The sequence below is a fragment of the uncultured Rothia sp. genome, assembly GCF_963544205.1.
Classification (GTDB): Bacteria; Actinomycetota; Actinomycetes; order Actinomycetales; family Micrococcaceae; genus Rothia.
Map to the genome: position 1 here is coordinate 365921 of NZ_CAUUDY010000001.1, position 21661 is coordinate 387581.

Sequence of the window (21661 nt, forward strand, 5' to 3'; positions counted from 1 at the left end):
CTCCGCGGTTTTATATGGGTAGCCAGATGCTCTAACGCTTCAAGAAGTCTTGACCCGCCAAAGAACGACGCGCCACCTCACCGGACTCCGGCGAAACCACCGTCGTCTGAGCCACCGCGTACTCGGTCGCCGGCGCCGGCGAACCATCGGGCAGGAAGTCGCCGCCATCAACCGCACGCAAAGGCACCTGCGGGTCAACGCCGCGCTTAATCACAGCCAGAGCAATCGGGCCCGCCTCGTGATGCAACGCCACCGAGGTAATACGACCGACCGGGCGGGACTTGCCCTCCACGAATAGCTCGCTACCTGCCGCCGGCAGGGTGTGCTCCGAACCGTCAATATCCAAGAACACCAGGCGGCGCGGCGGGCGACCCAGATTATGCACGCGAGCCACCGTCTCCTGACCCTTGTAGCAGCCCTTATCGAAATGCACCGCCGTACGGGTGTAATCCAGCTCCTGGGGGATGGTCTTATCGTCAGCCTCGGTGCCGTAGCGGGGGCGCCACGCCTCAATACGCAGAGCCTCCGCAGCCCACAGACCCGCAAAACGCGCGTCCGAAGACTCAGCCAGGGCGGGCAGAACAGAGCGCGGCACAATGCTCAAGAAACGCACGTAGTCCGCACCCGGGTGAGCATCGCCTGCCTCATCGTAACGGTAGCTACCCGGTGCCGGAGTGTGCCAAGGGTCCTCCCACACCAGCGGCTTGCCCTCAGCGAGCGCAGGATGTACCGAGCCGTCCTGCTGGATCGGGTTGCGGGCGCTCTCCAGTACCGCATACTCGTCGCTGAGGTTCTGCACCTCAACGCGCATCATGAACTTCATACGGTTTAGGTAATCGGTCAGCGGCTGTGCCTGGTTGCCCTCCACGATCAGCCAGAGTGCCTCGCCGTCTTCAATTGCGGCAGGTGCGTACTCCACGCGGCCCTGAGGGGAAAGCAGCAGGAACTCGCGGCTCTCCCCGGCGGTCATACCGTTCAGAATCTGCGAGGCGATGGAGGTCAGCCAGGTCTGGCGGTCCGGCCCCTCAACACGCACCACGCCCAGGGAGGAGCGGTCCACTAGCACCAGCGGTTCGCTTGCCTCGGCGGAGCGGTCGAAGCTGAGGGCGCGCTGCTCCAGCATGGGGTTGCCGTAGTGTGCGGCGACGCCGGCATCCAGCCCGGAGGCGGCAAAAGCGCCGTGCAGGCTCAGCAGGGGGCTCACCGGGCGGGCGGCATCGGGCTGGGGTGCCTCAGCCTGAGGCGCTTCAAGCGAAGATTCAGTCACGGAAGGTGCACCTTTCACGCAAAGAGTCTGCCCCGCCGACCGGCGGGGCAGACACAAGTTAGTTATTAGGCGGTGGGCTCGGAGCCGGGCTCGCCGGTGGGCTCTTCGCCATCCAGGGAACCGAACATCGAAGTGCCCAGGGAATCGCCGGTCATCGAGGAGGTCTTGCGCAGTTCAGCGGAGGCGTGCTTGTGCAGCTTACCCTCAGCGTCTGCGACCTCCCAGTCCCACATGAGGTTGCCGTTGACCAGGCCCCACAGGCGCACGGAGCCGGCGTAGTCGTGAGAAATATCGTCGCGCAGCAGGTTGCCGGTCTGCATGCGAATGACCGGGCCCTTGACCATGCCCACGTAGTTTTCGCTAATACCGCCGGGGTGCGCAATGGTCGCCAGCAGGGAGAATCCGTCGTCGGCATTGCGGAGAGTCTCTACGCTTGCCGCGTCAGCGAAGGCGGGAATAACGTCCTTGGGAACGATACCGAAGCCGCCGTCGGCGTCAGTCAGGGGGCGGTCAATCTGCCAGAAGCCGGTCTCAACGGTGATGGGGCGCAGCTTCTGACCCTCGTCGTCGAGCAGGAAAGACTCAGCGCGGTATTCGATGAAGGGCAGACCATCCTGCTCAAAAGTAATGATCTGGCCGAAGGGGGTGTTCTCCTGGCCTTCGTACCACATGGTTCCGGTACCCTCCCAGGTGCCGAGCAACCATGCGAAGGGAACAAGTTCAGGGGTTAGGTTGGTAGGGATTTCAATAGCCATACCTCCCATTTTAGTACCCGGAGGCGGGCCAGCGCCCTGTTCGTTCGCCCTCGGCACGGGATGGCCTTCCTACCAGCCCAGTACCGGGCATATAGAAAACCCCCAACCGGAGGGGACCGGGTGGGGGTTCACGCCGTCATTGGCGAGGCGGTACGAACCGTACGACCGCCTAAAGCCCTGTGTGGGCGATGCTTCTGCTCTGTGCGGGAAGACTACTTCTGGCCGCTGAAGAGGCCACGCAACACTGCGAATGCACCGATACCGATGCACACGGAGATGATAGCCATCAGCGACATGAAGAGAGCTTCAAGAGCCATAAGATTGTTTTCCATGCCTTAAACCTACCATAGACCCGCCCCGAAAGGGCGCAGAATCAGCGGCAGAAACATAGTGAACAGCACGATTCCCAACAGGCATACGCCCCGCCCGGCACCAGCAAAATAATAGCCCCGCAGAATCCGGGTAGGTGCCCCATCATAGCCATCTGAGAAGCCTGTACGAACAGTCCGGAATACGATATTCGGCCCGGTCTACACCGGCGCCCACAGCCGCGTCACAGCCTGGCGAGTACACTAGAAAGAGCCCAAAAGTTTTACACGGGAAATACACGAAAAATACATGGGAAAGGAGAGGGTGTGTACCGTATTGCGCTCATGAGCGACACCGCCGCGCAGGATATGATCCCCTCGCTGAGCCTGCTCAGCCACAAGGTACACGTCTTCCCCCTCGACACCGCCCACACCGCTCTCGAATCCGAGACCTTTGACCTGCTCATGGTTGACGCCCGCACCGCCCTCGTCAAGGCACGCCAATGCGCCCAGCTGTTGCGCGCAGCCGGTGTACAGTTGCCGCTCATCGCACTCCTAAACGAGGGCGGCATGGCGGCGGTTGCCGCCTCCTGGCAGGTGGACGATATCGTCTCTGACCAGGCGTCCCCCTCCGAAATGGATGCGCGCCTGCGCCTGGCCATCAAGAGCGACGCAGCTGCGGAAGAAGAAAGCTCCGAAGAGCGCATCGTGCGCGCGGGCAACCTTGTCATTGACACTCAGGCGTACTCGGCACACCTTTCCGGCGCGGCGCTGAACCTGACCTTCAAAGAGTTTGAACTACTCAAGTTCATGGCCCAGCACCCCGGACGCGTCTTCTCCCGCGCCCAGCTACTCTCTGAAGTGTGGGGTTACGACTCCTACTACGGCGGCACCCGCACCGTGGACGTGCACGTGCGTCGTCTGCGTTCCAAGCTCGGCACCGAGTACGAACAGATGATCTCGACCGTGCGTAACGTGGGCTATTCCTTCAACAGCACCCGCTAAATTTTGCGGTACCAACCGCTGTTTTGGTGTGCCCGTTCTCGAGTAGACTCGCCGCTGAACCAGGTACCAGAATGTGTAAATGTTCCGGTTCTTGTCATATTCGCCCAAGACGAAGAGCAAACTCTTCAAAGAGCAATCATCCCCGGTAGAGTTGAATCAGAAGGCTACGAAAGAAGGCGATGATGGTACACAGTCAGACACCCAATCCCTCCACCCTGCCCGCTGAAAGCTCCCTTGTTTACGCGGAACCGCAGCTCACCGAAGAGCTGCTGGAACGATTCGATTCCTTTGCCCAGGCGGTTGCCAAGCACGACGGCGTTTCGGCGTTCTCCGAGCAGACCCGCATCGAGCTGAGCAAGGCGCTACGCGAAAGCACCCTCACCCCTCCGCGTTTCTTTGTCGCCGAGGACAACGGCACTATCGCTGCTGTCTTCGTGGCACTCACCCCCACCCATGACGAAGATACCGGCGTGATTGAGGCCGCCGTCGCACCCGAATACCGCGGACGAGGCGCCGGCAGCGCATTCTTCGACCACGCCGTCCGCCAGCTGGGTGAAGACGCCGTACGCTACCGCCTCTGGGTTCACGGTAGCGCCACCGACACCGGCATTGAAAGCCCCGCCCACGCATTCGCGACCCTGCACGGTTTCGAGCCGGTACGTGTGCTGTACAAGATGGTTCTGCCCCTGGACGCGCAGACCCGCGAAGAGCTCGTGGAACGCTCCGATGCGCGAACCCTCCCCGAGAACCTGCGGATGCGCACCTTCACCGGAGCGGACGAATTCCCCTGGCTTCGCGTAAACGCCGCCGCTTTTGCGCACCACCCCGAGCAGGGCAAGCTCACCCTCGCCGATTTGCGCGAGCGCACCGGCTCCCCCTGGTTCCGTCCCGAGGGTTTCTTCATCGCCTCCGAGGTGGATGATGATTCCGCTATTGCGGCGTTCACCTGGACGAAAATCCCGACCGGTCAGGAGCAGGGCGAGTTGTCCCCCTCCGGCGAGATTTACGTGGTGGGCGTGAACCCGCAGGCTCAGGGAGGCGGTCTGGGCCGAACCCTCACCCTGCGCGCCCTGGCGTACCTCGCCTGCGCTGAAGACGAGAACGGCGAGCCGTTGCGCGCCATTGATCTGTACGTGGACGCCGATAATGATGCCGCCTACGCCCTGTACACTTCCTTGGGCTTTGGTGTGGCGACGGTTGACCGCATGTACGCCCCCGCCCAGCAGGCTGAGCCTGCCGCCTAGTTTTGGTGCGCCACAGTTGGCGTGCTTCTTCACGACTTATCCCCGATCAGAAAGGCAAGTACAGTATGGTACCCGCCCCCAATGGCCTGAATAAGGCGCCTAAGCCTAAGCCGTCTGAGCCGGCACCCATGACCGGTGTCATTCATATCGGCCACGATATTTCGAAGATTGAGCGTGCCGAGTCTCGCGGCGACCGCATTGAGAAGGGCGAGAAGCGCTCCTACTTCAGTCTGGAAGAGGAGTTCGGCCCGGAGCGTTTCTTCGACCGTGAGAGCAGCTGGCTGGACTTCAACACCCGCGTGCTGGAGCTGGCGGAGGACCCGAACCTGTTCCTGCTGGAGCGTCTGAACTTCCTGTCGATTGTGGCGTCTAACCTGGACGAGTTCTTCATGGTGCGTGTGGCGGGTCTGAAGCGCCGCATTGCGACCGGTCTGGCGGTTCCTTCGGCGGCGGGCCTGAGCCCCGAGGAGCAGATGGAAGAGATTGCTGAGCGTGCCCATAAGCTGCAGGAGCGCCACGCCGATGTGTTCCACAACCAGGTTCTGCCTGCTCTGGAGGAGCAGAACATCCGCATTGTCGGTTGGGACGACCTGGATGCGGACGCTAAGCAGCGCCTGCGTCAGGAGTTCATGCAGGACATCTTCCCGATTCTGACCCCGCTGGCGGTTGACCCGGCGCACCCCTTCCCCTACATTTCGGGTCTGTCGCTGAACCTTGCGGTGCTGGTGCGTAACCCGCAGACCGGCAAGGAGCTGTTCGCCCGCGTGAAGGTGCCCGATCAGCTGGACCGCATGGTCTCTGTGGATGGTTCCCGCGCCGCTAATACTGCGGGCCGCGAGAGCCGCTACATTGCGCTCGAAGACATCATTGCTGAGCACCTGGACACCCTCTTCCCGGGCATGGAGGTCGTGGAGCACCACGTCTTCCGCGTGACCCGTAACGAGGATCTTGAGGTGGAAGAGGACGATGCAGAGAACCTGCTGAAGGCCCTGGAGAAGGAGCTTCTGCGCCGCCGTTTCGGTCCGCCGGTCCGTCTGGAGGTTGAGGACACCATCAACCCGACCATCCTGGATCTGCTGATTTCTGAGCTGAACATTGACGAGTCTGAGGTGTACCGTCTGCCGGCTCCGCTGGATCTGCGCGGTATGAGTGCGATTGTTCGTGCGAACCGCCCGGCTCTGCACTACCCCAAGCACATTGCGCACACCTCCCGCTGGCTCAACGCCACCGAGACCGCGAAGGCCGCGGATGTATTCGCTGCCGCCCGCGACCACGACGTGCTGCTGCACCACCCGTACGATTCCTTCGCAACCAGTGTGCAGGCGTTCCTGGCTCAGGCTGCCGCTGACCCGCGTGTTCAGGCGATTAAGCAGACCCTGTACCGCACCAGTGGCGACTCCCCCATCGTGGATGCGCTGATTGAGGCGGCTGAGGCTGGCAAGCAGGTTGTGGCGCTGGTCGAGATTAAGGCTCGCTTTGATGAGGAAGCCAACATCTCGTGGGCCCGTAAGCTGGAGCGCGCCGGCGTGCACGTGGTGTACGGCATCGTGGGTCTGAAGACTCACTGCAAGCTGTCGCTGGTGGTGCGCCGCGAGGGTAACCACCTGCGCCGTTACGCGCACATTGGTACCGGTAACTACCACCCGTCGACCGCTCGTTTCTACGAGGATCTGGGCATCATCACCTGCGACGAGCAGATTTGTGAGGATGTCTCCCGCCTGTTCAATCAGCTGTCCGGTTACGCGCCGAAGACCAACTACCAGTCGCTGCTGGTGGCGCCGCGTACTCTGCGTAGCGGCCTGATTGAGTGCATCGATCAGGAGATTGAGAACCACAAGGCGGGCCGCCCGGCGAAGATTCAGATCAAGTGCAACTCCATGGTGGATGAGGCCGTAATCGATTCGCTGTACCGCGCATCGCAGGCTGGCGTGCCGGTGGATGTGGTGGTTCGCGGTATTTGTGCTCTGCGTCCGGGCGTTAAGGGTCTGAGCGAGAATATTCGCGTCCGGTCGGTGTTGGGTCGTTTCTTGGAGCACTCGCGCGTGTTTGCTTTCGAGAACGGCGGCGATCCGATCGTCTACATTGGCTCTGCCGACATGATGCACCGTAACCTTGACCGCCGTATTGAGGCGCTCGTGCCGGTGAAGGATCCGCGCCACGTGAAGTACCTGCGTGACATGTTCACCATCTACATGAGTGATTCTTCGCGTACTTGGCACCTGGATTCTGAGGGCAACTGGACCCGCCACGACACCGATGATCAGGGCAACCCGCTGCAGGACGTGCAGTCGTACTACCTGAGCTCGCGTTCCCGTAAGAACGTGGTCGATAAGGTCTAAGACTTCGCCGCTGACCTACCGGTGATTTCTGGTCGTGAACCCCGTCTGTTCTCGCGCTTTATGGCGTGGGTCAGGCGGGGTTTTCCGCGTGTCGTGTAAAAACGTGCGGTGGACTAGTGCACTTAGCGCAAAAGTGAACAACAGGTTACGTTGAGATTACAACTTGACCGTTCTCTCGCCTACAATTAGACGCGGAGCATGGTGCCCTCTGGCATTGTGCGCAAGCCTAGCGAAGAGGTTCAGAGAGAGATATGGCACCGCTGGATTCCCCCTCCATCTACTACTCGGCACGACGTTTTGACGCGGTCAACAGCATTGACCGCACCCCCGCGAACACTGCGGATATTGTTGCTTCTGGCGCACTGATTTGGCGCATGCGCGATGGTGCGCTTGAGGTTCTGATCATTCACCGCCCTCGCTATGACGACTGGTCCTGGCCTAAGGGCAAGCAGGATCCGGGCGAGTCCCTGGCGGAGACCGCTATTCGCGAGATTCGCGAAGAGGTCGGCCTGCAGATTGTTTTGGGTGTGCCCCTGGCGGTGACTTCCTACCCGGTGGGCGGCCGTCCCAAGGATGTTTTTTACTGGTCTGCTGAGCTTCCGGAAGGCTCCCGCGCCCTGGCGGATGAGGGTGAAGTGGATGAGCTGCGCTGGGTATCCACCGAGGTTGCTCGCGCCCTTCTGACCAACGAGGACGACCTGGCACCCCTGGAGTCCCTGGAGGCTCTGGCTGAGGCGGATGCGCTGCGCACCCGCCCGGTGCTGATTGCCCGCCACGCGAAGGCTAAGCCGCGTTCAAACTGGGCTGCCGCTGAGGATGACCGTCCGCTTGCGGCGACCGGCAAGCGTCAGGCGCTGGCTTCGAGCCGTCTCTTTGCGGCGTGGGCTCCGAGCCGCATTATTTCTTCCCCGTGGCTGCGTTGCGTTCAGACGGTGACCCCGTACTCGGTGGATTACGGTGTGTCGGTGAAGGAGAAGAAGTCCCTGTCGGAGGCTGGCGCTCAGCGTCACCCGGCGCGTACTGCCCGCGTGGTGGCTTCGCTGTTCGATAAGGATTCTTCATCCCTGCTGTGCACCCACCGCCCGGTACTGCCGCAGGTGATGGATGTTCTGCGCGAGTACCTGTTTGAGGGTTCCGCGGAGGTCCTTCCGACTGAGGACCCGTACCTGGAGCCCGGCGATGCCCTGGTCCTGCAGGTGACCGAGGGCGATGACCCGCGTATTGTCTCGGTGGAGCGTGTACGCGCGGCACTGGACTAGCATCCATATCTTTTATCTTCTAACGGCGAGCGCGCTGGGCTTTATGCTCAACGCGTTTGCTCTACCTGCACCCCGTTTGCGGGTTTTACAATAGAGGGGCGGTTGCTTCTTTGCCGTCTCTCACGTCTACTGACAGGATTCAAGGTTTTTCTTATGACTCACGCAATCCCCACGCCCTATGAAGATCTTCTGCGCGAAATCCTCGAGGAGAACAAGGACGCCATTACGGCGGATGCGCAGCGTTCCGACCGTACCGGCACCGGCACCTTCGGTGTTTTCGGCCGTCAGATGCGTTTTGATCTGCGTGAGTCGTTCCCGCTGATTACCACCAAGCGTGTGCACTTCAAGTCGGTTGCTATTGAGCTGCTGTGGTTCTTGCGCGGTTCGTCGAATGTGCGCTGGTTGCAGGAGCGCGGCGTGACCATTTGGGATGAGTGGGCTGATGAGAACGGCGATTTGGGCCCGGTGTACGGCGTGCAGTGGCGTTCGTGGCCGACCCCCGATGGCGGCACGATTGACCAGATTGCGAAGGTTATTGAGTCTCTGAAGAACAACCCGAGCTCTCGCCGTCATATTGTTTCGGCGTGGAACCCCGCCGAGGTGGATAGCATGGCGCTTCCGCCCTGCCACGCGCTGTTCCAGTTCTACGTGTACGAGCGTCCGGACGGTGTGAAGGAGCTGTCCTGCCAGCTGTACCAGCGTAGTGCCGACATGTTCCTGGGCGTGCCCTTCAACATCGCCTCGTATGCATTGCTGACCTACCTGATTGCTGAAGAGGTCGGCATGGTGCCGGGCGAGTTCATCTGGACCGGCGGCGACTGCCACATCTACTCGAACCACCTGGAGCAGGTGAAGAAGCAGCTGGGCTACGGCACCGACCCGGAGGGTAACCCCTACCCGCCGCGCGAACCCTACCCGTACCCGAAGCTGGTTATTAAGACCAAGAAGCCTTCTATCTTCGATTACGAGTATGAAGACTTTGAGCTGGTGGATTATAAGCACCATCCCGGTATTGCCGCACCGATTGCGGTCTAACTGTAGGTAGTTCTAGGAGGCATGATGTATCGTCTGGGTGCTATTTGGGCTCAAACCGATGCCGGCATCATTGGTCGTGACGGGGATATGCCCTGGCGCGTCCCGGAGGATTTGGTGCATTTCAAGAAGGTGACGCTGGGTGCTCCGGTGATTATGGGTCGCCGCACGTGGGAGTCCTTCCCGCCGCGTTTTCGCCCTCTGCCGGGCCGTACGAATATTGTGATTAGCCGTTCTGTGGCCGAGGCGCAAGAGCGTGATGGCGCCCTGTGGGTTCCTTCGCTGGATGCGGCGCTGTACGCGGCTCGTGACGCCGTGGGCGCGCCGGTCGAAGCTACCCCGGCAGATACCGCCGCAGTTGATGCTTGGATTCTTGGTGGCGGCTCCGTCTACGCGGAGGCGCTCTCCCGCACCAATCTGCCCGCCTTCGGTCGGGTGAAGACGGTGGAGCGGACCCTCTTCTACTGCCAGGAAGGCAACGAGATTACCGGCGATACGCGAGCGCCCGAACTGCAGCTTGCAAATTCTGCGGGTAACTGCGAGGGCAGCTCCCCGAACGGGTGCTGGCGGGTCACCTCCGAGAGTGCCTGGGAAAATAGCGAGAAGGGCTACCTGATCGATGAGTCGGGCACGAAGAACCCCATGTACTTCTCGTTCCAGCGGCTCGAACGTATCTAGTTCAAGCTTCCCTCATTCACTCGCTGATATAGACATGCATTTCAAGTCTGCGGTTGCTCCACCCGGAGTACCGCGGGCTTGAGTGTTTAATGCGCCTCCCGGTGCCCCGGTAATAAACCCCGCCTCTTCACACGGTATCCCGTTCCGAATATCAAATTTTTTGTACGGTGTTAGTCCGCACCCGCCAGCCTGAGAGTACACTGGGAACCATGAACTTTAATCCCGGTGACTCTGTAGGTTTTGTTGGCTGGCGCGGCATGGTGGGCTCCGTCCTCATGAAGCGCATGGTTGAGGAAGGCGACTTCGAGGGCATTACCCCCGTCTTCTTCACTACCTCTAATGTTGGTGGCGCTGCGCCCACCTTCGACGGCGTAATTGAGCCGTCCGAGCTGAAGGACGCATACGACATTGATGAGCTGCGTAAGCACTCGATTATTGTGACCGCTCAGGGCGGTGGCTACACCGAGGCTGTGCACCCGAAGCTGCGTGCAGCCGGCTGGGACGGCCTGTGGATTGATGCCGCTTCCACCCTGCGCATGAACGATGACTCCATCATCGTGCTGGACCCCATTAACCGCGACGTCATCGACCGCGGCCTGGCATCCGGCGTGAAGGACTTCGTCGGCGGTAACTGCACCGTCTCCTGCCTGCTGATGGGCCTGGGCGGCCTCTTCAAGAACGACCTGGTCGAGTGGGCAACCTCCATGACCTACCAGGCTGCATCCGGCGGCGGTGCCCGCCACATGCGCGAGGTACTCGCGCAGTTCCGCGACCTGGGCAACGAGGTCTCCGAGGAGCTGAACGACCCCGCATCCGCAATTCTGGACATCGACCGCAAGATCCTTGCTAAGCAGCGCTCCGGTGAGCTGGATTCTTCCCAGTTCGGTGTGCCGCTCGCCGGCTCCCTGATTCCCTGGATCGACTCGGATCTGGGTAACGGCCAGTCCCGCGAAGAGTGGAAGGCTGAGGTTGAGACCAACAAGATTCTGGGCCGCTCCGAAGATGACAAGATCACCATGGACGGTCTGTGCGTCCGTATCGCTGCGATGCGCTCGCACTCTCAGGCGCTGACCATCAAGCTCAAGAAGGACCTGCCGCTGGAGGAGATCGAGCGCATCATCGCCGAGGATAACCCCTGGGTTCGCTTCGTGCCGAACGAGCGTGAGGCGTCCATGGAGCAGCTGACCCCCGTGGCTGCTTCCGGTTCTCTGGAGATTCCGGTCGGCCGCGTACGTAAGCTCGCTATGGGCCCCGAGTACATTAGCGCGTTCACCGTGGGTGACCAGCTGCTGTGGGGTGCTGCTGAGCCGATTCGCCGTATGCTGCAGATTGCTATTGGCAAGCTCTAAAGCTCACTGACAAGCCTATATAAAAGCCCTCGCTACCATCCTTATCGGATGGGAGCGAGGGCTTTCTGTGTCTGGGTATAGCTTGTGCGGGCTGAGCGCGAGCCGGGTTAGCGTTGGTTATCGCTGGTTCGCGGCGGCGGCTTTGCGTTCTGCCTTGCGTGCGGCTTTGCGTTCTTTGCGCTGCTGTCGCCAGGCGCGGTAGCGGTACCAGGCGGTGAGCACCACGTGCTTCATGAAAATATTGGCGCGGCGTGCCCAGGTGAATTCGGTGCCCCAGATGCCCAGGCCAATGAAGATGAACAGCCAGCCGGGACCGGGGGTGACGAGCATAATCAGTCCGGCAATAAAGCAGAAGGCACCCACACCGATGACGAGGGGCTTGTAGAGATGACGCATGACCGGATGCGCATGCATGCGCTCCTTGCGGGCTTCGAGCCAGCGGTGAAAGCGACTGGTTTCGCTTTCCTTGACTTCATCTTCGAGGGTTTTCAGGGTTGGTCCTTCCAAACGTGCCGTAGGTGAGTTTCACCAGGCGGCGGTGGTTAGAGAATAGCACCCGCCGCTGGGTGGGTGCTGTGAAAGATTTCTTCATGTTGAGATTTTTTCGTCATTTCAAAGTTTTTTCGTTTCAATAGTGTTCAAGTCGAAAGTACCTTTATACACTGTAATGGAACAATTCACCCGGCACTTGTGCCTAAACACTAAGGAAGCGACCCACTACCGTGTCCTCCTCACGTCCCGCATCGACGGACTCACACCGCACCAACGCCGCTGCGCCCGCCAGCACCACTGCATCCACCGCGGAACGCACGGCACCTCCCACGCTCAATGAGCGCCTCGAAAACCTCCCCTTCACCCGCGCCCACGGCAAGCTCCTGGGCATCTCGGGTCTCGGCTGGGCACTGGACGCCATGGACGTCGGCCTCATCTCCTTCGTCATGGCAGCCCTCATCAAGGAATGGCATCTGAGCCCCACCGAAGCCTCCTGGCTCGGTTCCATCGGCTTCGCCGGCATGGCGCTCGGCGCAACCTTCGGCGGTCTGCTCGCCGACAAGCTCGGCCGCCGCTACATCTTCGCGCTCACCCTGCTGATCTACGGTCTGGCGACCGGCGCCTCCGCGCTTGCCACCTCCCTGGGTGTACTGCTCATCTTCCGCTTCCTGGTCGGTTTGGGCCTGGGCGCGGAACTGCCGGTGGCATCTACCCTGATTTCTGAGTTCTCGCCGCGCGCTATTCGTGGCCGCGTCGTGGTCGCCCTTGAGGCGTTCTGGGCTGTCGGCTGGATTCTCGCCGCGCTCATCGGTACTTTCGTTGTTCCCCAGGCAAACGGCTGGCGCTGGGCGCTTGCCATCGGCCTGGTCCCCGCCATCTACTCGCTGGTGATTCGCCTGGGAACCCCCGAGTCCGTGCGCTTCCTGGAATCCGTCGGTAAGCACGATGATGCGCGCCGCGTCGTCGAGCGTTTCGAGGCGTCCCCCTCTCTCTTCCCCAACGCTAAGAAGACAGAGGACTCCGCGGAGCACGGCGCCGTAGAAAGCGCCGACAACGCCGAGTCCGCCAAGGTCCACTCCATCTGGGCTGCCGGTCAGCGCCGCAAGACCATCGCCCTGTGCGTCATCTGGTTCTGCATCAACCTCTCCTACTACGGCGCGTTCATCTGGATCCCGACTCTGCTGAGCGCCCAGGGCTTCAGCCTCGTCAAGTCCTTCGCGTTCACCCTCATCATGACCCTCGCCCAGCTGCCCGGCTACGCGGTCGCCGCCTACCTCATCGAAAAGTGGGGCCGCCGCGCAACCCTCGCCGCATTCCTGCTCGGCTCCGCCCTCGCAGCGGCTGGGTACGGTATGGCGCACACCGAGGTGTTCATCATCCTCGCCGGTTGCATGCTCTCCTTCTTCAACCTCGGTGCGTGGGGCGCCCTCTACGCCCTGAGCCCGGAGATTTTCCCGACCCACCTGCGCGGAACCGGCACCGGTGCCGCCGCCGGTATTGGTCGTATCGCCTCCATCGCGGCGCCGCTCATTGTGCCGCCGCTGGTCGCTTTCGGTGGAACCCCGTTGCTCTTTACGCTCTTCTCCACCGCGTTCCTGGTAGCGGCAACCACCGTGTTCCTGCTACCTGAGCGCCGCGGCGAGTCCCTCTAAACGAGCCGCCCACCCCACACTATGAGCTGTCCCTTCTGAACACTCTTTCCGAGCATTCAGAGGGGACAGTTCATTTGTCATAAAAGCCGCATATCCATGCACCAAAACCTCAAACTATGAGAGGATAACGTCTATGCTCGATTCCTTCCTCTCCAGCCCCTACCGCACGGAGTTCAACCCCTGGCCCGTCAGCGAACACTACGCCGCCGAACGCGCCGGTGGTGTGCCCGAAGCCATGCTGCTACCGGGAGAACTCACCGTGCACCGTAGCGACGGGGCACGAATGAGCTACTACCTGGACTGGCCCGAGGAATTCACCGAATACACCCGAGCCGTTCCCCTGCGCCCGCGCAGCAAGAACGGCTACCCGCAGGACTTCACACTCAGCGTCGCCGTGCGCGACGGTCAAGCGGTCTTCACCGCCACCGCCCTCAGCTTCTGGGAGCAGCGCGACGGCCGCCCCTACGACCATGAGCCTATCGCCCGCGGCTACGTGGATGTGGCCTCCTACGAATCCTGTGAGGAGTACGCGGGCAATTCCGCAGCCCTCATCGGCTGGGATATCGCTGACCTCTACCCGGCACGTATGGCGCTCATCCGCGCCCTCTGCGAAGGAATCGCCAGCAGCATCACAATGGGCGCCCGAATCCTTGCGGATGGGCAGGTACAGGTCGATCACAAGGACGGGGACCTGCTCGCCCTACACGTGAACGCGGTCAGCACCGTAGGCGGCATGGTCCGCGCCCTCGTCATCGAGCAGGACCGCGTGCCCGGCAACGTATCTACCGGCACCTCCGAGCGCACCGACCTGCAGGCACGCGCCTACTACGCCAACGTGCTCTCCCCCGTTCCCGGCGAGTTCGGCAACCTTGTCTGGTCCCACAGCGAGGACGCGGAATACTACCCCTACCGGCCCACGCGCCATAAGCCGATTTTCCACGCCCCCAGCCCGCCGCAGAAGCTTCCCCTGGCGGTTCAGGTGTTGATGGAGCACCTACCCGCCGCTCCCCTGGCAGCAACGCGCACAGCGCCCAAGCGCAGGCCGTACCTGCCGGGGCAGGCGCGCGTCTCTTCGCCTCGCCACTAGCTCAGCGGGTCAATACAACGCTTCGGGCGGTCTCCCGATGAAGAGACCGCCCGAAGCGTTTATTCTGAAGTGTTTATTCTATGCGTCCTCACGCTACGAAAGGCGAGAAGTTGAGAATCTAGATTTCGCCGTTGACCACGACAGGCTCGGGAACCAGGGTCAGACCGAAACGCTCGCGCACGCCGTCACGCACGGCGCGGGCAATCGCGAAAATGTCCTCAGCGGAGGCGCCGCCGCGGTTCGTAATCGCCAGGGTGTGCTTGGTCGACAGGCTTGCACGGCCCTGAGCGATCTCGCGGGACTCACCCTCCAGACCGAAGCCCTTATCGAAGCCTGCATGCTGAATCAGCCAAGCAGCCGAAAGCTTCACGTGATCAGGGTCCTCGACACCGGCGGTGAACGGGGAAGTCTTCACAACCACCGGGAAGTTCGGGGCGCCCTCGGGCAGAGACTCCAGAGTAGAACGCGGAACAATCGGGTTGGTGAAGAAGGAACCGGTGGAGAAAGTGTCACGGTCCTCGGGGTTGAGCACCATGCCCTTGGAGCCGCGCAGCTCCAGCACCTTCTGGCGCACCAGGGCGGATTCGGCGCGCTGACCGGGCTCAACGCCCAGGCTCTTCGCCAGCTCAGCGTAACGAATCGGGGAGGACAGACTACCGAGGGTGAACTGGAAATCAACGGTCAGCACCACGTAGCGGGGCGAACCGTTGACGGTTGCGCGCTTGAGTACCGAGTCGCGGTAGCCGAAGCGCAGGTCTGCGCTCGCGAAGGTCTTCTGAGTGTTCTTTTCGCGGTCCCAGGTGCGTACGGAGGCGATAAATTCGCCCACCTCAACGCCGTACGCGCCGACGTTCTGCACGGGGGTCGCGCCCACGGTACCGGGAATGCCGGAGAGGGCCGCGGGGCCGACCCATTCGTTCTCGATGCTGAGCTTGACGAAGTCATCCCAGATGGTGCCCGCCTGTACGCGCACGTTTGCGCCGCCGCATGCGGGGATGGGCAGAACCTCTACGCCTTCGGAGGCGATGTGCACGACGGTTCCGTTGAAGCCTTCGTCGGAAACCAGCAGGTTGGAGCCGCCGCCCACGATGAGGACGGGTTCGCCTGAGGCGTCTGCAGCGGAGACTGCTTCGATAATTTCTGCTTCGGAGGTGGCGCGGACGTAGGTCTTAGCGGGGCCGCCTACCTGGGCGGTGGTCAGTTCGCTCAACAGCTTTTCAGTCATAGGTTAAGAATACCGGTCGTTGTGCGGGGTCGACACCCACCATGCGTTAAAGTCACGAAAACCTTATGGTGATTTTGCCTTCATTTTCCGCCGCACCTTTCTCAGAAAAACGCCACCACCCCGCCGATAAGCGCACAAAATCGGTGAGCGCGCAAAAGCCCCGGCACCACCGCATCGGGTAGCACCGAGGCCTTCACGCAAGCTATCTGCGAGCGCAGAAACTCTACGCCAAGAGACTACGCCGAAAGACGAACCACAGCCTGGCTCTTCATCAGAACCTTCTGTTCCTTGCCTTCCTCGTCACGAGCGGTGACAGTCAGGTCAATGCGGGCGGTGCGCTCCTCCTCGTTCAGGGCACCCACCTTACCGCTAATGGTCAGGGCGTTCGTGGGGGTGTCGGGGTTTTCGCCGCCGGGCGCATCCGCCACGGGAACGGGCTTGGTAAAGCGAGTCTGGTAGTCGACAATCGCGCCGGGGTCGCCCACCCAGTCGCTCACGAGCTGCACAGCGGTACCCATGGTCAGCATGCCGTGAGCAATCACGCCGGACAGCCCCACCGACTGAGCAAAACGCTCGTTCCAGTGGATCGGGTTGAAGTCGCCGGATGCGCCAGCGTAACGCACCAGCGAAGCGCGGGAAAGCTCCACGGTACGTGAACCGATCTCCTGGCCCTTTTCAAGATCTTCAAAACGCACCATTAGTTCTCCTCCTCAGCACGAACCAGCAGGGAAGAAATGCAGGTGGTGACCGGCTCGCCCTGCGCGTCAACGATTTCTTCGCGGGTGGTCAGCATTGCGCCGGCACCCATCACGCGCACGGAGTCCACGTGAACTTCGGTGCGCAGCTCATCACCGGCAACGATGGGGCGGTGGTGGGTGAAGCGCTGGTCGGCGTGCACCACGCGGGAGAAATCAATACCGGCGGAATCGTCGTTGATGAGTGCCACGTCAGCTGCCTGCGCCAGGATAATGGCGAAGGTCGGCGGGGCAATCACATCTGCGTACCCTGCCGCGCGGGCTGCCTCAACGTCGTGGTGGAGGGGGTTTTCTGCGTGAACTGCTCGGGCAAATTCGCGGATCTTTTCACGACCGACAACGTAGGTGTTCTCGGACGGGTAGACCCTGCCCACAATCTCAGGGTTAATGCTCATGATTTCAGTCTACCGCTCTTGTGCACAGTGTTCAGCTCGAACGCATAGAGTGGACAGACCACTATGCAGGTAGCCGGCATGCAGGCAACCGGAATGTAGCCGTGCAGTATTTCGTCGCATTTTTACCTACTAGCGAAGATGCCCGGCGCACCCCTACCCCTACAGCCTGAGCAGGCGTAGGCTGAGTGGGTACCCGCAATCTATTTCAGAAGGAAAAATTGTGTCTTCCAGTGTAAAAATTTCGGTGCTTGACCTGATGCCGCATCGACCCGATCAGCGTCAGCACCAGACTATGCTCAACACCATCGATGCCGCCCGCGCGGCTGAGTCCTTCGGCTACGAGCGTTTCTGGGTCGCCGAGCACCACAATGCCGGTTCCCTGCTGTCCTCGGCGACCGTCGTGGTCATGGCGGAGATCGCCGCCGCAACCGAGCGTATTCGCGTGGGTTCAGGCGGCATTATGCTCCCTAACCACGCACCCTACGTGGTGGCGGAGCAGTTCGGTACCCTCAACGCGTTCCACCCCGGTCGCATTGACCTGGGTGTGGGCCGCGCACCCGGCACCGACCCGATGACCGCCTCCGCTCTGCGCCGCGACGATTCTGCCGCCATGAGCTTCCCCGCCGAGGTGCAGCAGCTACAGCGTTTCCTGGGCGAGCCCTCCCCCATGCACCGCGTGCACGCCATTCCCGGTCAGGGTTCGAAGGTGCCCCTGTACATTCTGGGTTCGTCCCTGTTCGGTGCGCAGCTTGCCGCGCAGCTGGGCCTGCCCTACGCGTTCGCTTCGCATTTTGCGCCCGCGATGCTACAGGAGGCGGTAGACACCTACCGCGCAAACTTCAAGCCCTCGGAGCATCTGGAACAGCCCTACGTCATGGTGGGCGCAACCGCAATGCTCGCCGATACCGACGAGCGAGCACGCTACCTGTACACGACCCAGCAGCAGCATTTCCTGGGCGTGGTACGCGGCAATCTGTCTTTCGCACCTCCCGTGGAAGATATGGACACCATCTGGACCGAGGCGGAGAAGATGCACATTGAACGTATGACCGCCGAAGCAATCGTAGGCTCTCCCGCCACCGCGCAGGCTCGTATTGAGGACCTGGTGGCGCGCACGGGCGCTGACGAGCTCATCGTCATGACCGAGGCGTGGGAGCACGAGGACCGCCTGCGCTCCTACGAGCTGCTGTCCCAGCTGCCGGTGGTGCGCCGCGCCTCCTAGCGCCTTTGCAAGAAATGCCTTTGTAAGAGCATAAAGACGAAGCCCCCGAGTTTTTCTCGGGGGCTTTGCTCTACCCGGCATGCTCTACCCGGTAAGCTCTACTCGACGTTGGAGCCGTGCGCTGAGCGCCTGCAGACCGGGTTTTAAGTACACAAAATTGGGCAACAAAAAAGCCTGCCTCCGAAGAGACAGGCTTATCTGAGCCCCGACCGGGAATCGATCCCGGGACCTCCATCTTACCAAGATGGCGCTCTACCACTGAGCTATCGGGGCGTAGCGGTGGACGGGCTCGATCCGTCGACCTCACGATTATGAGTCGTGCGCTCTAACCAGCTGAGCTACACCGCCACATCATTAATACGTGCTCTCGCATGAATTAATGAGAGAGCCCCGACCGGGAATCGATCCCGGGACCTCCATCTTACCAAGATGGCGCTCTACCACTGAGCTATCGGGGCAACAGGTAAAACTATACAGGTCTTCAAGAACGCTCGCAAGCGGAGAAGCTATGGCATGCACCACATTTAATGTTTTCCTGTTCTCCACGCTGCCGCACGAGAGCCCAGCTTTGACCAGGCGCCCCACTAATGACCAGGCACCACCGCAACAGCTGACGCAAACACATCAACACACAAATACAAAAGACCGGCAGGAGAGCTCATCACTCCCCTGCCGGTCTTTGAATCACATGCGGATGACAAGGCTGCTAGCCGATAGCCTCAGCAAGCCCCTCATACCGCAAATCCAGGCTTAGCCGGAATCTTAGTAGCGCTTGCCGCGGCCGCCAAAGTCACGGCCACCGTCACGGTTACCGCGGTAGCCGCCATCGCGGCGGTTATCGCGGCCACCGAAATCGCGGCCACCATCGCGGTTACCGCGGTAGCCACCCTCGCGGCGGTTATCACGGCCGCCAAAGTCGCGACCACCGAAGTCACGGTCATTGCGCTTGCCACCGAAATCGCGGCTGCCACGCTTGAAGTCGCGGTCGCCACCGAAGTCACGGCCACCGTCACGGTTACCGCGGTAGCCGCCCTCGCGACGGTTATCGCGACCGCCAAAGTCGCGGCCACCCTCACGGTTGCCACGGTAGCCGCCCTCACGACGGCCGCCGCCGAAGCCGCGTCCGCCACCCTTGGGACCGTTGTCCTTGCGGATGTTGATGAACTCGCCAGCGATCTTGGTGTCGCGCAGGCGATCGAAGAAGTCGCGGGGCAGGTCCTCGGGCAGGCCAACAATGGTGAAGTGCTGGCGAATGTCGATGGAGCCAATCTGGGAGCCCTTAATGCCGCCCTCGTTAGCCAGCGCACCCACAATAGCGCCTGCGGTCACGCGGGAGGAACGGCCAACGTTCAGCTTGTAGTTGACCATGCCCTCGTCGTTGTGTGCGCGCTTTGCCTTGCGGCCGCCGCGGTCCGAATCGTCGTCGGAGAAGGGGCGGGAGTTGCGTGCGATGTCCTCTTCCTCGTCAAGGAAGAAGGGTCGACCCTGCTGGGCGATAACAGCCAGTGCGGCTGCGATGTCCTCAGCGGTGGTGTCGTGCTCGTTCTCGTAGTCTTCGATAATCTGGCGGAAGAAGCTCAGGTCCTCAGACTCGATGGTCTCGGTAATCTGCTGTGCGAAGCGCTGCTTACGGGTCTCGTTCACTGCCTCTGCGGTGGGCATGTGCATCGGCTCGACCTTCTGGCGGGTTGCCTTCTCGATCTGACGCAGCATGTACTTCTCACGCGGGGTGACGAACAGGATTGCGGCACCTTCGCGACCTGCACGGCCGGTACGACCGATGCGGTGCACGTAGGACTCGGTGTCGTGGGGGATGTCGTAGTTCACGACCAGGGAGATACGCTCAACGTCCAGGCCACGTGCAGCCACGTCGGTTGCCACGAGGATGTCGATGCGGCCGTCACGCAGGGCGTCAACGGTGCGCTCACGCAGCTGCTGGGGGATGTCACCGTTGATAGCTGCTGCCGCGAAGCCGCGTGCCTTCAGCTTGTCGGCAACTTCCTCGGTTTCCTTCTTGGTGCGCACGAAGACGATGATGCCGTCGTAGTTCTCCACCTCGAGCACGCGGGTCATTGCGTCCAGCTTGTGGGAGTGCATGACCTGCATGTAGCGCTGGGTGATGTTTGCGCTGGTGGTGGTCTTAGCCTTGACTCGGATCTCGGTGGGGTCGTTCAGGTACTGCTGAGCGATCTTGCGGATCGAGTTGGGCATGGTTGCGGAGAAGAGTGCAACCTGCTTGCTGTCGGGGGTGCCTTCGAGGATCTTCTCCACGTCTTCGGCGAAGCCCATGCGCAGCATTTCGTCTGCCTCGTCCAGTACCAGGTACTGCAGGTTGGACAGGTCCAGGGAGCCCTTTTCGAGGTGGTCAATCACGCGGCCGGGGGTACCGACGACGACCTGCGCACCGCGGCGCAGACCGGCCAGCTGCGGGCCGTAGGGGGAGCCACCGTAAATGGGCAGAACGGTGAAGTCCTCCATGTGGGTTGCGTAGGAGGAGAAGGCTTCTGCAACCTGCAGAGCCAGCTCGCGGGTGGGTGCCAGGACCAGAACCTGGGTGTCGCGGGAGATGCCGTTGATGTCGGCGAGTTCAGCCATGCGGGACAGTGCCGGCAGCGCGAATGCTGCGGTCTTACCGGTACCGGTCTGTGCCAGACCGACCACGTCGTGGCCTTCGAGCAGCAGCGGGATGGTCTGTTCCTGGATGGGGGACGGCTTCTCGTAGCCTACTTCTTCCAGAGCTGCCAGGACGCGAGCGTCCAGGCCCAGATCGGTGAAGCGTACGCCTTCTTCTTCAGCCTTGTCGGCGGTTTCTTCGGCGGGTGCTTCTGCAGTAGCTTCTGCGGTGGTTTCTTCTGCTTCTACAGCAGGGCTCTCAACGGTGTTCTCGGTGATGTTCTCAGTGGTCACAACGGTCTCTGCCTCGGCGTTCAGTTCGGCCGGGGTAGCAGTATTCTCAGTCAATTTTTCCTCTATACGGTAGGGGTGGAAGCGCACGCTTTTCGGCGCTTACCGGGTGTCCCCTTCACGGCCCAGCCACACATCATCCCCTGGGGAGTAGAACGTCCAGGGGTCCTCCGTTACCGGCGCATTCTGCAGAGGTGTTCTGCGGATGCTGCGGGTAGCGGCTTTTGCTGGGGGTGGTCTTGAATTTCTCGGCACATTATCCGCACGCCTGCTCGTACTCTGCGCTCAGCGCACAGTAGTCCCTGTGATTCAGGGGTGTACAGGGTGGGTAATGCTCACATGCAATGTCACGTATTCCTGGTGGTTCGCCTTCCCGCTCTACGGCGGTGGTGTGTCTGTTACAGCAGACGCAGCAAAGACGCTGGACCAGAGATCGTTAAGAGAAGCCCGCGTGTACGGTGTGAACCGCAAGTTTATGGGGCGTATCAATCGGTGATGGTGAGTACGGCGCACCTACAATTCCAGCACCACCTTGGGTGCCGGGTGCGCACAAGACCTTCATCGGGGGTTCCCGTGTTCTATCCAGTGTACAGTAGGGTCCCCGCCTGGGCTATAAAAAGGTGCTTAAAACCTCATCTCTTAAAGGCGAGCACCCACCCTCACTTTCGGAGGGTGGGTGCTCATTGAGAAGTT

Annotated in this window: 17 protein-coding genes and 3 tRNA genes; 10 read left to right on the forward strand and 10 right to left on the reverse strand. The window is 61.3% G+C overall.

Annotated features, from left to right (window positions below):
* Positions 1-31: 31 nt before the first annotated feature.
* Together RWZ58_RS01475 and RWZ58_RS01480 are read right to left on the reverse strand one after the other, a co-directional pair.
* Positions 32-1267: a folate-binding protein gene (locus RWZ58_RS01475; protein ID WP_314423265.1), complete on the reverse strand. Its 1236-nt coding sequence runs from the start codon at positions 1265-1267 to the stop codon at positions 32-34.
* 65 nt (positions 1268-1332) lie between these two features.
* Positions 1333-2022: an FABP family protein gene (locus RWZ58_RS01480; RefSeq protein ID WP_314656922.1), complete on the reverse strand. Its 690-nt coding sequence runs from the start codon at positions 2020-2022 to the stop codon at positions 1333-1335.
* A gap of 635 nt (positions 2023-2657) precedes the next feature.
* Here RWZ58_RS01480 and RWZ58_RS01485 point away from each other — a divergent pair.
* The 7 genes from RWZ58_RS01485 to asd all read left to right on the forward strand — a co-directional run bounded on the left by RWZ58_RS01485 (position 2658) and on the right by asd (position 11236).
* Positions 2658-3335 carry a response regulator transcription factor gene (locus tag RWZ58_RS01485; RefSeq protein ID WP_294455534.1) on the forward strand — a complete coding sequence of 226 codons (678 nt, stop codon included), beginning with the start codon at positions 2658-2660 and terminating at the stop codon, positions 3333-3335.
* A 179-nt stretch (positions 3336-3514) separates the two neighbouring features.
* Positions 3515-4579, forward strand: coding sequence for a mycothiol synthase (gene mshD, locus RWZ58_RS01490; protein ID WP_314656924.1), 1065 nt, complete (start codon positions 3515-3517; stop codon positions 4577-4579).
* 65 nt (positions 4580-4644) lie between these two features.
* Positions 4645-6918: an RNA degradosome polyphosphate kinase gene (locus RWZ58_RS01495; RefSeq protein WP_314656926.1), complete on the forward strand. Its 2274-nt coding sequence runs from the start codon at positions 4645-4647 to the stop codon at positions 6916-6918.
* 251 nt (positions 6919-7169) lie between these two features.
* Positions 7170-8177 carry an NUDIX hydrolase gene (locus RWZ58_RS01500; protein WP_314656928.1) on the forward strand — a complete coding sequence of 336 codons (1008 nt, stop codon included), beginning with the start codon at positions 7170-7172 and terminating at the stop codon, positions 8175-8177.
* A gap of 153 nt (positions 8178-8330) precedes the next feature.
* Positions 8331-9212: a thymidylate synthase gene (locus RWZ58_RS01505; RefSeq protein WP_049341085.1), complete on the forward strand. Its 882-nt coding sequence runs from the start codon at positions 8331-8333 to the stop codon at positions 9210-9212.
* 24 nt (positions 9213-9236) lie between these two features.
* A complete protein-coding gene (locus RWZ58_RS01510; RefSeq protein WP_314657042.1) occupies positions 9237-9887 on the forward strand; it encodes a dihydrofolate reductase in 651 nt (216 codons plus the stop codon).
* A gap of 209 nt (positions 9888-10096) precedes the next feature.
* Positions 10097-11236, forward strand: a complete 1140-nt coding sequence (gene asd, locus RWZ58_RS01515) for an aspartate-semialdehyde dehydrogenase (RefSeq protein ID WP_314656931.1) — start codon at positions 10097-10099, stop codon at positions 11234-11236.
* Positions 11237-11353: 117 nt separating this feature from the next.
* On the opposite strand, the gene RWZ58_RS01520 is transcribed toward asd, so the two are convergent.
* Complete coding sequence (locus tag RWZ58_RS01520) at positions 11354-11743, reverse strand: PGPGW domain-containing protein (RefSeq protein ID WP_049360511.1); 390 nt, start codon at positions 11741-11743, stop codon at positions 11354-11356.
* A 215-nt stretch (positions 11744-11958) separates the two neighbouring features.
* Here RWZ58_RS01520 and RWZ58_RS01525 point away from each other — a divergent pair, with 215 nt between their 5' ends.
* On the forward strand, positions 11959-13380 hold the full coding sequence (locus RWZ58_RS01525) for an MFS transporter (protein WP_314389487.1): 1422 nt from the start codon (positions 11959-11961) through the stop codon (positions 13378-13380).
* Positions 13381-13513: 133 nt separating this feature from the next.
* Positions 13514-14467: a histidine kinase gene (locus RWZ58_RS01530; RefSeq protein WP_314656933.1), complete on the forward strand. Its 954-nt coding sequence runs from the start codon at positions 13514-13516 to the stop codon at positions 14465-14467.
* Between the two features lie 118 nt (positions 14468-14585).
* On the opposite strand, the gene RWZ58_RS01535 is transcribed toward RWZ58_RS01530, so the two are convergent.
* The 3 genes from RWZ58_RS01535 to RWZ58_RS01545 all read right to left on the reverse strand — a co-directional run bounded on the left by RWZ58_RS01535 (position 14586) and on the right by RWZ58_RS01545 (position 16842).
* On the reverse strand, positions 14586-15692 hold the full coding sequence (locus RWZ58_RS01535) for a UDP-N-acetylmuramate dehydrogenase (RefSeq protein WP_314656935.1): 1107 nt from the start codon (positions 15690-15692) through the stop codon (positions 14586-14588).
* Positions 15693-15928: 236 nt separating this feature from the next.
* Complete coding sequence (locus RWZ58_RS01540) at positions 15929-16390, reverse strand: MaoC family dehydratase (RefSeq protein WP_049353811.1); 462 nt, start codon at positions 16388-16390, stop codon at positions 15929-15931.
* Complete coding sequence (locus RWZ58_RS01545) at positions 16390-16842, reverse strand: MaoC family dehydratase N-terminal domain-containing protein (protein WP_314656937.1); 453 nt, start codon at positions 16840-16842, stop codon at positions 16390-16392. The genes RWZ58_RS01540 and RWZ58_RS01545 overlap by 1 nt, the downstream gene beginning before the upstream one ends.
* Positions 16843-17062: 220 nt before the next feature.
* On the opposite strand from RWZ58_RS01545, the gene RWZ58_RS01550 reads away from it, so the two are divergent.
* Positions 17063-18064: an LLM class flavin-dependent oxidoreductase gene (locus RWZ58_RS01550; protein ID WP_314656939.1), complete on the forward strand. Its 1002-nt coding sequence runs from the start codon at positions 17063-17065 to the stop codon at positions 18062-18064.
* A 201-nt stretch (positions 18065-18265) separates the two neighbouring features.
* Here RWZ58_RS01550 and RWZ58_RS01555 read toward each other — a convergent pair.
* From RWZ58_RS01555 to RWZ58_RS01570, 4 genes are all read right to left on the reverse strand, one after another.
* Positions 18266-18337: transfer RNA gene (locus RWZ58_RS01555), tRNA-Thr, on the reverse strand.
* 1 nt (position 18338) lies between these two features.
* Positions 18339-18412: transfer RNA gene (locus RWZ58_RS01560), tRNA-Met, on the reverse strand.
* A gap of 38 nt (positions 18413-18450) precedes the next feature.
* Positions 18451-18522: transfer RNA gene (locus tag RWZ58_RS01565), tRNA-Thr, on the reverse strand.
* A gap of 304 nt (positions 18523-18826) precedes the next feature.
* Positions 18827-21025, reverse strand: a complete 2199-nt coding sequence (locus RWZ58_RS01570; protein WP_314656942.1) for a DEAD/DEAH box helicase — start codon at positions 21023-21025, stop codon at positions 18827-18829.
* Positions 21026-21661: the final 636 nt, after the last annotated feature.

What these genes read in the sequence shown, in the direction of transcription:
- RWZ58_RS01480 (WP_314656922.1), bottom strand. Translation starts at nt 2,022, where the DNA reads ATGGCTATTGAAATCCCTACCAACCTAACCCCTGAACTTGTTCCCTTC.
- mshD (WP_314656924.1), top strand. Translation starts at nt 3,515, where the DNA reads ATGATGGTACACAGTCAGACACCCAATCCCTCCACCCTGCCCGCTGAA.
- RWZ58_RS01495 (WP_314656926.1), top strand. Translation starts at nt 4,645, where the DNA reads ATGGTACCCGCCCCCAATGGCCTGAATAAGGCGCCTAAGCCTAAGCCG.
- RWZ58_RS01500 (WP_314656928.1), top strand. Translation starts at nt 7,170, where the DNA reads ATGGCACCGCTGGATTCCCCCTCCATCTACTACTCGGCACGACGTTTT.
- RWZ58_RS01505 (WP_049341085.1), top strand. Translation starts at nt 8,331, where the DNA reads ATGACTCACGCAATCCCCACGCCCTATGAAGATCTTCTGCGCGAAATC.
- RWZ58_RS01510 (WP_314657042.1), top strand. Translation starts at nt 9,237, where the DNA reads ATGTATCGTCTGGGTGCTATTTGGGCTCAAACCGATGCCGGCATCATT.
- asd (WP_314656931.1), top strand. Translation starts at nt 10,097, where the DNA reads ATGAACTTTAATCCCGGTGACTCTGTAGGTTTTGTTGGCTGGCGCGGC.
- RWZ58_RS01530 (WP_314656933.1), top strand. Translation starts at nt 13,514, where the DNA reads ATGCTCGATTCCTTCCTCTCCAGCCCCTACCGCACGGAGTTCAACCCC.
- RWZ58_RS01535 (WP_314656935.1), bottom strand. Translation starts at nt 15,692, where the DNA reads ATGACTGAAAAGCTGTTGAGCGAACTGACCACCGCCCAGGTAGGCGGC.
- RWZ58_RS01540 (WP_049353811.1), bottom strand. Translation starts at nt 16,390, where the DNA reads ATGGTGCGTTTTGAAGATCTTGAAAAGGGCCAGGAGATCGGTTCACGT.
- RWZ58_RS01545 (WP_314656937.1), bottom strand. Translation starts at nt 16,842, where the DNA reads ATGAGCATTAACCCTGAGATTGTGGGCAGGGTCTACCCGTCCGAGAAC.